A 1,030-nucleotide genomic window follows, 5' to 3' on the forward strand; every position below is an offset into this window, starting at 1 on the left:
CATCACCACCGCGCTGATCCCCGGCCGCAAGGCGCCGGTGCTGCTGCAGGAAGCGACCGTGCAGCAGATGAAGCCGGGCTCGGTGGTGGTCGACCTGGCCGCAGCGCAGGGCGGCAACTGTCCGCTGACGGTGGCCGACGAAGTGGTCAACCACAACGGCGTGATCCTGATCGGACATACCAACCTGGCCAGCATGGTCGCGGCCGACGCCTCGGCGCTCTATGCCCGCAACGTGCTGGACTTCCTCAAGCTGGTCGTCGACAAGGACGGCCAGTTCACGCTCAACCTCGAAGACGACATCGTCGCCGCCTGCCTGATGTGCCGGGACGGCCAGGTCGTGCGCGAGGCGGCGTAATTCCAACGGGCGCAGCGCGCCCACTGCCTTCGCTTCAGATATAAGGACGTATCACCCATGCAACGCATCATGCTCCGCGCCAAGCTCCACCGCGTCACCGTGACGCAGGCGGACCTCAACTACGAGGGTTCGTGCGGCATCGACCAGGACCTGCTGGACGCTGCCGACATGAAGGAGTTCGAGAAGATCGAGCTGTACAACGTCAACAACGGCGAGCGCTTCTCCACCTACATCATCAAGGGCGAGCGCGGCAGCGGCGAGATCTCGCTGAACGGCGCCGCCGCGCGCCGCGCGCACCTGGGCGACCAGCTGATCATCTGCACCTATGCGCCGATGACGGACGAAGAAATCGCCACGTACAAGCCCAAGGTCATCCTGGTCAACGAGAAGAACGGCATCAAGGAAATCAAGAAGGTCTGACGCCTTGCGCCCCTCTCCCGCAAGCGGGAGAGGGAGCACGCGATAGGCCGTATTGAGCCAATGGCCGTTGGCGTGCCCCACCGTAATACTGCAAAGAACAATCACAGCAACACGCAGCATCCCGGTTTCAAAGCAACGGAGGAGAAGTCGATGGAGATGGTGAACCACACGGTGATCAACCTGATCATCTTCGTGCTGGCGATCTACGTGGGTTACCACGTGGTCTGGACGGTCACGCCGGCCCTGCATACGCCC

The 1,030-nt window shown here is 62.8% G+C and carries 2 protein-coding genes and 1 pseudogene; all 3 read left to right on the plus strand.

Annotation, left to right across the window (positions count from 1 at the left end; genetic code table 11):
* A pseudogene (locus tag MKD38_RS30670) lies at window positions 1-355 on the plus strand (NAD(P)(+) transhydrogenase (Re/Si-specific) subunit alpha); the annotation flags it as partial.
* A 57-nt stretch (window positions 356-412) separates the two neighbouring features.
* Entirely contained in the window at window positions 413-775 is a 363-nt protein-coding gene (gene panD / locus MKD38_RS30675) for an aspartate 1-decarboxylase (protein ID WP_012353832.1), read from the plus strand.
* 150 nt (window positions 776-925) lie between these two features.
* A partial coding sequence (locus MKD38_RS30680) for a proton-translocating transhydrogenase family protein (protein ID WP_252682437.1) occupies window positions 926-1,030 on the plus strand: 105 nt, incomplete at its 3' end.

It is taken from the genome of Cupriavidus sp. WGlv3, assembly GCF_023952475.1.
GTDB classification, from domain to species: domain Bacteria; phylum Pseudomonadota; class Gammaproteobacteria; order Burkholderiales; family Burkholderiaceae; genus Cupriavidus; species Cupriavidus phytorum.